At 65.1% G+C, this 8412-nt stretch carries 8 protein-coding genes; 4 read left to right on the top strand and 4 right to left on the bottom strand.

Annotated features, from left to right (window positions below; translation table 11 throughout):
* Positions 1-200: 200 nt before the first annotated feature.
* Together AC4FS3_RS28150 and AC4FS3_RS28155 are read right to left on the bottom strand one after the other, a co-directional pair.
* Positions 201-371 carry a hypothetical protein gene (locus tag AC4FS3_RS28150; RefSeq protein ID WP_491023285.1) on the bottom strand — a complete coding sequence of 57 codons (171 nt, stop codon included), beginning with the start codon at positions 369-371 and terminating at the stop codon, positions 201-203.
* Between the two features lie 218 nt (positions 372-589).
* Complete coding sequence (locus tag AC4FS3_RS28155; RefSeq protein ID WP_491023286.1) at positions 590-895, bottom strand: hypothetical protein; 306 nt, start codon at positions 893-895, stop codon at positions 590-592.
* A gap of 189 nt (positions 896-1084) precedes the next feature.
* Between AC4FS3_RS28155 and AC4FS3_RS28160 the strand changes: the two genes are divergently transcribed.
* A complete protein-coding gene (locus AC4FS3_RS28160; RefSeq protein ID WP_198839334.1) occupies positions 1085-1486 on the top strand; it encodes a tellurite resistance TerB family protein in 402 nt (133 codons plus the stop codon).
* Between the two features lie 35 nt (positions 1487-1521).
* Here the strand turns inward: AC4FS3_RS28160 and truA are convergent, their stop codons facing one another.
* The gene (truA, locus tag AC4FS3_RS28165; RefSeq protein ID WP_491023287.1) at positions 1522-2295 is read right to left on the bottom strand and encodes a tRNA pseudouridine(38-40) synthase TruA; all 774 of its coding nucleotides are present in this window, start codon (positions 2293-2295) and stop codon (positions 1522-1524) included.
* A gap of 91 nt (positions 2296-2386) precedes the next feature.
* On the opposite strand from truA, the gene AC4FS3_RS28170 reads away from it, so the two are divergent.
* Together AC4FS3_RS28170 and AC4FS3_RS28175 are read left to right on the top strand one after the other, a co-directional pair.
* Positions 2387-3814, top strand: a complete 1428-nt coding sequence (locus AC4FS3_RS28170) for a YcjX family GTP-binding protein (RefSeq protein WP_491023288.1) — start codon at positions 2387-2389, stop codon at positions 3812-3814.
* Entirely contained in the window at positions 3811-4830 is a 1020-nt protein-coding gene (locus AC4FS3_RS28175; RefSeq protein ID WP_491023289.1) for a YcjF family protein, read from the top strand. The genes AC4FS3_RS28170 and AC4FS3_RS28175 overlap by 4 nt, the downstream gene beginning before the upstream one ends.
* A 118-nt stretch (positions 4831-4948) precedes the next feature.
* On the opposite strand, the gene katG is transcribed toward AC4FS3_RS28175, so the two are convergent.
* The gene (gene katG / locus AC4FS3_RS28180; RefSeq protein WP_491023290.1) at positions 4949-7126 is read right to left on the bottom strand and encodes a catalase/peroxidase HPI; all 2178 of its coding nucleotides are present in this window, start codon (positions 7124-7126) and stop codon (positions 4949-4951) included.
* Positions 7127-7290: 164 nt separating this feature from the next.
* Here katG and AC4FS3_RS28185 point away from each other — a divergent pair, with 164 nt between their 5' ends.
* Positions 7291-8229 (top strand): hydrogen peroxide-inducible genes activator, encoded by a 939-nt coding sequence (locus tag AC4FS3_RS28185; RefSeq protein WP_092898737.1) that lies wholly within the window; start codon positions 7291-7293, stop codon positions 8227-8229.
* Positions 8230-8412: the final 183 nt, after the last annotated feature.

Raw genomic sequence — 8412 nt, forward strand, 5'->3', positions numbered from 1 at the left:
ACCCGCGGATCCCATACCGGCCAAGGAGCATAGCGTTCCGACAAAAGGCCTGACACATGGACGCATTCGACCGTATGCTGCCAGCCGAGGCGACAGCCCGCTAAAACCGGGGCTACCCACACATGATGTGACGCCCCCCCAACGGCATCTGTTTGCCAGTTTGGGTTTGAGAGGATCCACACAGGAGAGCGGTCACATCATCAAGGCCTATGGAGGCGGACCGAAACCTCCATACCGGGCGCCGAAGCCCCAAGACCACGCAGCGATGCCCTGGTCAAAAGCGCGTGATAGGTATCCCGGGCGAAATGCGTCACCACCTTGGCCCGCCCCGGCGCGATATGGGCGCGCAACGCCTCGAGCGAGGGCAGCAAGTGGATCAGCCCACGCCGGATCCTCGCGTCCCCCTTGTCACCTATCAGCGCCTGTGTCGTGTCCTAGCCGATCTCATTCAGGCCGCTCGCCGCAGAAATCGCCACTGGATTCAGCCCGACCGGCAGCTAGCCGCTGATCCTCGCTCCGCCAGCGGCGTCAAAGCCTGAAGCCCTCGCGGAAGGTGACCCGTTATCCGGCACGGTCAGACCGCCCGGACCTAACCCCTGGGGACCGCGCTCAGCGCCGCCTGGCCGCCCCGGCCCGAGGCTTGCGCGCCAAGTACCTCGCCCGGGACTGGGCTGCCGAGGGCCAGCAAGGCGGCGACTCCGGCCTTTGTCAATCTCATCTCACAGGGGCGGTCCACGGCCAGCGGGGTGACCTCGTCACTCACCACGCGCCGCCCCGCCAGCTTGTCCAGCGCGGCCAAAGCGCCAGCCCGCCAATGCCCGGCCACAAGGGCCAGAATACCGGGCGGCTTGCGCAAATCAGCCGAGCGGGGTCTGTCATGACAGCGAGACTGCATAGCGATCCCAGAGCGAACAAGGGGAAAGGCCCATGCCGGCGTCTCTCCCGGCGGCGCTTCGCAAGATTGAGGCGTTGGCCTTGCCGCGAAAGGCGGCAACGATTAGCTTCGCCGCAGACAAACTTACCTTGCGCAAACACCTGCGCAGACTTCGGAGTGAGTGACTTGCAGCAGACCGCCCCCCCTTCGATGTCGGCCCAGGATGCCCTCGTCGCCGTGATGATCGCCTGTTCGGCCTCGGACCAGAATATGCGTACGGCCGAGCTGGTGGCGATTCAGAGCATGGTCAATCTGATGCCGGTTTTCTCGGGCTATGATACCGACAGGATGCGGCGCGTGTCGCAGACGGTCTTTGATCTCTTCGAGGAAGAAGACGGGCTTGATGCGTTTTTCGGCCTGATCCGCGATGCCCTGCCCGAACGGCTGCATGAGACCGCCTATGCGCTGGCCTGTGATGTCGTGACCGCAGACGGGCGCCACAGCCAGGAAGAACTCCGGATGCTCGAAGAGCTGCGCGAGGAACTTCGGATCGACCGCCTCCATGCCGCCGCGATTGAATGGGCGGCGCGGGTGCGGCATTTGCGGGCCTGAACAGGCGGGACCGCCCGGGTGCCCTCCGGGCGATCTCAGCCCCCGAACGGATCCGCCGGATAGCCAACTCCGGTCAGATAAAGTCCCTCGGGCGGGCAGACCGGGCCACAGGCGGCGCGGTCTTTCGCCTCCAGGGCCTCTTTCACGCGGGCCGGCGGCCAGCCGCCCGCCCCCACCCGCTCCAGCGTACCGACGACCGAACGGACCTGATTGTGCAGGAAACTGCGGGCGCGCAGGTAAAAGCGGAATTCCTGCCCCCCCGCGCAGGGGACTTCCTCGATTGAGATTTCATCGATCGTCTTCACCGGGCTTTGCGCCTGGCACATGGTCGACCGGAAGGTGGTGAAGTCATGAAGCCCGATCAGATGCGCAGCCCCTGCCCGCATCGCCTCGAGATCCAGCGCTCCCCGCACCTGCCACATAAGCCCCGCCTCCAGCACCGCCGGCGCGCGCCGGGCCATAAGGCGGAACATGTAGCGCCGTTCCAGCGCCGAAAACCGCGCATGGAAATCGGGTGCCACCTGCGCGCAGGCGGTGATCGCCACCGGCTGTGGTCTCAGATGCCAGTTGAGTGCCTCGCACAGGCGAAACGGCTCCCAGTCCTTCGCGAGATCGGCATGGGCCACCTGCCCAGTCGCGTGAACGCCCGCATCGGTCCGGCCGGCGGCGGCGATGCGATGTTCGCCCGGCTCCAGCTTCGCCAGGGCCTCTTCAATCGCCTGCTGCACCGAAGGCTGCCCCCCCGCCTGGCGCTGCCAGCCGTTGAACGGAGCCCCGTTATACTCGATCCTGAATGCAAAGCGCGCCATTCCCGCCGCTTAGCCCAGATGCCCCCCTTCGTCCACCTTCCCAAGCAGCAAGGCGCGCCCTATCTTCCCAGCGACAGAACAGGGGGCGGGTTTGGCACTTTTCGGCATCACCGACGGCATCGCGCGCGGGATCGATCAGACCCAGGCGGGGATCTCCGGCCTCCTGTTTGAACCCGTGCTACGACTGGGCGTCACCGGCCTGTCACGCGCCGGGAAGACCGTCTTCATCACCTCGCTGATCGCCAATCTTTTGCACCGGGGCCGGATGCTGCAACTGAGCGCCGCGCGCGAGGGGCGGATCGAGACCGTCCATCTTCAACCGCAACCCGACCTGACGCTGCCGCGTTTCGAGTATGAGACCCATCTTGCAGCGCTGACCGGCGATGATCCGCGCTGGCCGGCCTCGACCCGCTCGATCTCCGAGCTGCGGCTGTCGTTTCTCACCCGTCCCTCGGGATGGTTCGCGGGGTTTCGGGGGCCTCAGGTCCTGCATCTGGATATTGTGGATTATCCAGGCGAATGGCTGCTGGATCTGGCGCTGATGGAGAAAACCTTCGCCACCTGGTCCGAAGACACCCTTGCACTGGTGGCGAAACGGGCGCCCCGCCTGCCCGAGGCGCGCGATTTTCTGGCGCTGGCCCGGGCCGAAGACGGGGCGCTGGCGCTGGACGAGGCGCGGTTACAGCTGCTGGCAGCGGGCTTTACGCGTTACCTGACCGCTGCCCGTGCTGCCGGCTGGTCGGATTGCACGCCCGGCCGGTTCTTACTGCCCGGGGATCTCGCCGGCTCGCCCGTCCTGACCTTTGCCCCGATCCCCGAGCCGTCTGAGGCCGGGCGCGGATCGCTCTGGCGCGAGATGGCACGGCGGTTCGAGGGTTATAAGGCTAAGGTGGTGACGCCGTTCTTCCGCGACCATTTTTCCCGCGTTGATCGCCAGATCGTGCTGATGGATGTGCTGGGCGCGATCCATAAGGGGCCGCAGGCGGTCGAGGATCTGCGGAAGGTCATGGCCGAGGTGCTGACCGCCTTTCGAGTCGGGCGCGCTTCCTGGCTGTCTTCGCTGATCGGGACCAGGCGGGTGGCCAAAATCCTTTTCGCGGCGACCCGAGCCGACCATCTGCACCATGAACAGCACCCTGCCCTGACCGCCATCACCGAGGCACTGGTCGCCGATGCGAAGGGGCGCGCCGAATTTGCCGGGGCCGAGGTGGCGGCTTTGTCGCTCGCGAGCCTGCGTGCCACGGTTGAGGAGACCGTGGAACGTGGCGGCGTCCCGCTGCCCGCCGTGCGTGGGCGGCTTCTGACCAGCGGAAAACAGGCGGTGATGTATCCCGGCGCGCTGCCCGCAGATTCGGCGCGGATCCTGTCGCCGGCGCGCGAGGGTGCATCAGAGTGGCTCGACGCGGAATTTGGCATGATGGAATTCGCGCCCGCGCGGCTTTCGCTGAAACCGGGCGACGGACCGCCACATATCCGCCTCGACCGCGCCGTCGAATTTCTGATCGGAGACCGGCTGTGACCCAATCCCCGCACCGCCCCTTTGTCGAGGAAATCCATGCGGATGACATCCCCGAGGCCGATCCTGGCGCCGCACCGCCGATCAGTGATCTGCCCGGGGCGGATCTCATGCTGGAGCAGCTGGCGCGCGCTGCCGGAGCGCGGCGCTCGGGTCTGACGCGCGCCGCGATCTGGGTGTTTTCGACGCTTTTTACCTTTGTTCTCGGGGTCGCGGCCTGGGATTTCACCGCCTCGCTTTTCACCCGCAATGTGGCACTGGGCTGGATCGCCTTTGTGCTGATCGCGCTGGCGGTCCTGATCGCGCTGATCATGGCCGCGCGCGAGGCGATGGGTTTTGCCCGGATCGCGCGGCTTGACCATCTGCGCGCCCGCGCGGTTTCGGCGCATGTGAATGCCGATCTGAAGGCCGCGCGCGGCGTGACCGGAAGCATCACCGACCTTTACAGCGCGCGCGCCGAGGCCGCCTGGGGGCTGAAACGGTTCGAGGACCATCAGGCCGAGGTGCTGGATGCCGATGCGGTGCTGGCCCTGGCCGAGACCGAGATCCTCGCGCCGCTTGACGCCGCCGCACGGGCGGAAATCGAGGCCGCTGCGCGGCGCGTCGCTCTGGTGACGGCGCTTGTGCCGCTGGCTTTGGCGGATGTGGCGGCGGTTCTCTATTCCAATCTCGCGATGATCCGGCGGATTGCGATGATCTATGGCGGCCGGTCGGGAACACTGGGCAGCTGGAGCCTTTTGCGCCGGGTGTTTTCCTCGCTGCTGGCGGCGGGGGCGGTGTCGCTGGCGGATGATCTTCTGGGATCGGTTGCTGGCGGCGGCGTGATCTCAAAGCTGTCGCGACGGTTCGGCGAAGGGGTGGTGAACGGGGCACTGACAGCGCGGATCGGGGTCGCCGCGATGGAGCAATGCCGGCCGCTGCCGTTTCATGCGGTGGCGAGGCCTGGTGTTTCGGGGCTTGTGTCGCGGGCGCTGTCGGGGCTGATCCCGCGCGGGAAGGCGGAGGCACGGGAGGGCTGATGGCGCATGGGGGCGCTGCCCCCGTCTGCGCTTTGCGCAGCCTCCCCCGGGATATTTAAAGACAGAAAATGAATAAGAAAAAGGCCCCGGAAGGCGCTATCCGGGGCCTTTTCTGTTGTCAGGCCTTCAGGTCGAAACGGTCGCCGTTCATCACCTTGACCCAGGCCTTGACAAAGTCCCGGACCAGTTTTTCGCGGTTGTCATCCTGAGCATAGACTTCTGCAATCGCGCGCAGGATCGAGTTCGAGCCGAAGACGAGATCAACGCGGGTGGCGGTGAACTTCGCAGCCCCGGTCTTGCGGTCGCGGATCTCATAGGTCGATTTCGAGACCGGCACCCAATTATAGGCCATATCGGTCAGCGTGGTGAAGAAGTCGTTCGTGAGCGCGCCTGGGGTCTGCGTGAAGACACCATGCGCAGAACCTGCATGGTTCGCGCCGATCACCCGCAGCCCGCCCAGAAGGACGGTCATTTCCGGCGCGCTCAGACCCATCAGCTGGGCCCGGTCAAGCAGAAGCTCCTCGGGAGAGACGGTGTAATCGGCTTTGACCCAGTTGCGGAAGCCGTCATGGATCGGCTCCAGCGGCCCGAAGCTTTCCGCATCGGTCTGGGCGTCGGTTGCATCGCCACGGCCCGGTGCGAAGGGGACCTCGACAGGGAAACCAGCCGCTTTCGCGGCCTGTTCCACGCCGACACCGCCCGCCAGCACGATCACATCGGCGAGGCTCGCGCCTGCGGCCTGCGCGAGCGGGCCAAGCACCGAGAGGACGCGCGCCAGACGGGCGGGCTCGTTGCCTTCCCAGTCTTTTTGCGGCGCGAGCCGGATGCGGGCCCCGTTCGCACCGCCGCGATTGTCGGAATGGCGGAAGGTGCGCGCGGAATCCCAGGCGGTGGCCACCAGATCCTGCACCGAAAGGCCGGAAGCGGCGATTTTGGCCTTCAGCCCGGTCACATCATAGCCGGTCGCCCCGGTCGGGACCGGGTCCTGCCAGATCAGATCTTCCGCCGGCACATCCGGGCCGACATAACGCGATTTCGGGCCGAGGTCGCGATGGGTCAGCTTGAACCAGGCGCGGGCGAAGACTTCGGAAAAATACGCCTGGTCCTCTTTGAACCGGAGCGAGATCTCGCGGTAGCCCGGATCCACCCGCAGCGCCATATCGGCATCGGTCATCATCGGCATGACGCGGATCGACGGGTCTTCCACATCGACCGGCTTGTCTTCTTCGGCAATGAAAACCGGCTCCCACTGATGCGCACCGGCGGGCGTCGTCACGATATGCCATTCATGTTTGAAGAGCATCTCGAAGAAGCCATTATCCCACTGCGTCGGATGGGTGGTCCAGGCGCCTTCCAGCCCCGACACGACCGTGTCGCGACCCACGCCGCGCCCATTGGTGTTGATCCAGCCAAGGCCCTGGAATTCCGGGCCGGCAGCTTCGGGATCGGGCGAAAGATTTGCCGCCGAGCCATTCCCGTGGCATTTGCCGATCGTATGGCCGCCCGCGGTCAGCGCCACGGTTTCCTCGTCATTCATCGCCATGCGCGAGAAGGTCTCGCGCATCTGCGCCGCCGTTTTCAGCGGGTCCGAGACGCCGTTGACCCCTTCCGGGTTCACATAGATCAGGCCCATCTGCACCGCCGCCAGCGGGTTTTCCAGCGTGGCCGGGGTGGCAACATCACCATAGCGGCTGTCAGAGGGCGCCAGCCATTCCTTCTCGGATCCCCAATAGGTGTCCTTCTCGGGATGCCAGATGTCTTCACGGCCAAAGGCGAAGCCGAAGGTCTTCAGACCGGCAACCTCATAGGCAATCGTGCCGGCCAGCAGGATCAGGTCGGCCCAGGAAACCGCATTGCCGTATTTCTTTTTGATCGGCCACAGCAGACGCCGGCCCTTGTCGGTATTGACGTTGTCGGGCCAGGAATTCAGCGGCGCAAAGCGCTGGTTGCCGGTATTGCCGCCGCCGCGCCCGTCGGTCACACGGTAGGACCCCGCCATATGCCAGGCGGTGCGGGCGAACATGCCGACATAGGAGCCGTAATCCGCCGGCCACCAGTCCTGGCTGTCATTCATCAAAGCGCGCAGATCGGCCTTCAGGCCTTCGACATCAAGGGTTTTCAGCGCCTCGCGATAGCTGAAATTCTGCCCCAGCGGATTGGTCTTGCTGTCCTGCTGGCTGAGAATGTCGAGGTTCAGCGCATTCGGCCACCAGGCCATCACACTTTGGCCCAGCTCGGTATTTGCCCCATGGATAACCGGGCATTTGCCACCCGACTTCACATCATTTCCGTCCATTTTTCCTCCGACTGGCTGCGGTTTCTCGCGTAGCGCGCATGTCCTGGAAGGGCGCGGACCGGCCTGATGCCGAATCCCCCCACCTGCCTGGCTGCCCTCAGGTCTAGCCCGGCTCTGGAATAATTCAAAATTGCAAAAACTTACCTCTGCGATAAGGTGATCTTATGAATGCCCTGTCGATGAAACATCTGCGCTATTTCGAAGCGCTCTCGCGGATCGGCCATTTCGGGCGTGCCGCCGAGGCCTGTGCGATCTCACAGCCGGCGCTGTCGATGCAGATCCGCGAACTGGAGGCGCTGATCGGCGCGCCACTCGTGGAACGCGCCGCGCGCCGGGTCCGTCTGACCGCTCTGGGCGAGGAATTTGCCAGCCGTGCCCGTGATATCCTGCGCCGCGTCGACCAGCTTGGCGATCTGGTGCGGGCTGCGGGCGACGAGCCGGGCGGCATTCTGCGGATCGGTGTCATTCCGACAGTCGCGCCCTATCTCCTTCCCGGTCTGATCCAGCATCTGACCCGGCGCTGGCCCGCGCTTGATCTGCGCCCGCGCGAGGCGGTGACGCGCACGCTTTTGACCGATCTGACCGCCGGGAGGCTTGATCTTGCCATCCTCGCCTTGCCCGTCTCGGAACCCGCGCTTGAAGAAGTCCCGCTGATCGAGGAGGAATTTCTGCTGGTCCGCCCCCGCTCGGATGCCGGACGCCCGGTGCCGGATGCGGCGCGGCTGGCCGAGATGAAGCTTCTCCTGCTGGAAGAGGGCCATTGCTTCCGCGATCAGGCCCTGTCCTTTTGCAAGATCCCTGCCTCGCGCGCGCCGCGCGATCTGATGGAGGGCAGTTCGCTTTCGACGCTGGTGCAGATGGTCGGTGCGGGAATCGGGGTGACGCTGATTCCCGAAATGGCGCTGCCGATCGAGACGAAATCGGCCCGGGTTGCGGTCGACCGGCTTGCCGCACCGCATCCGAAACGGGTGATCGGCATGGTCTGGCGGCGGTCAAACCCGCTTGGCCCCCAACTCATGCGGATTGCTGCGCTGCTGAACCAGAGCCTGCCCGCCATGCTGCCAGAGCAAAACCTGCCGCATGGCAGCCCGCATCAGCCCTGATTTTACGCGCCTTTCCTGCGCTTGCCGCCGGCGCCTGCCGTGCTGCTTTGCAGCGGCTGCACGGAAATCCGGCAGCCGCCGGAAAATGCGCCAACAGCTTTCCTTCCATTCAACTTTATTTCTTGTGTGTTTGTTTGTCTGGTTGTTAGGATTGTTTTGCGCCAGAGCTAATAGGGAGCCGCT

It is taken from the genome of Pseudogemmobacter sp. TB195, from assembly GCF_058313095.1.

What these genes read in the sequence shown, in the direction of transcription:
- AC4FS3_RS28185 (WP_092898737.1), top strand. Translation starts at nt 7,291, where the DNA reads ATGAATGCCCTGTCGATGAAACATCTGCGCTATTTCGAAGCGCTCTCG.
- AC4FS3_RS28155 (WP_491023286.1), bottom strand. Translation starts at nt 895, where the DNA reads ATGCAGTCTCGCTGTCATGACAGACCCCGCTCGGCTGATTTGCGCAAG.
- truA (WP_491023287.1), bottom strand. Translation starts at nt 2,295, where the DNA reads ATGGCGCGCTTTGCATTCAGGATCGAGTATAACGGGGCTCCGTTCAAC.
- katG (WP_491023290.1), bottom strand. Translation starts at nt 7,126, where the DNA reads ATGGACGGAAATGATGTGAAGTCGGGTGGCAAATGCCCGGTTATCCAT.
- AC4FS3_RS28160 (WP_198839334.1), top strand. Translation starts at nt 1,085, where the DNA reads ATGTCGGCCCAGGATGCCCTCGTCGCCGTGATGATCGCCTGTTCGGCC.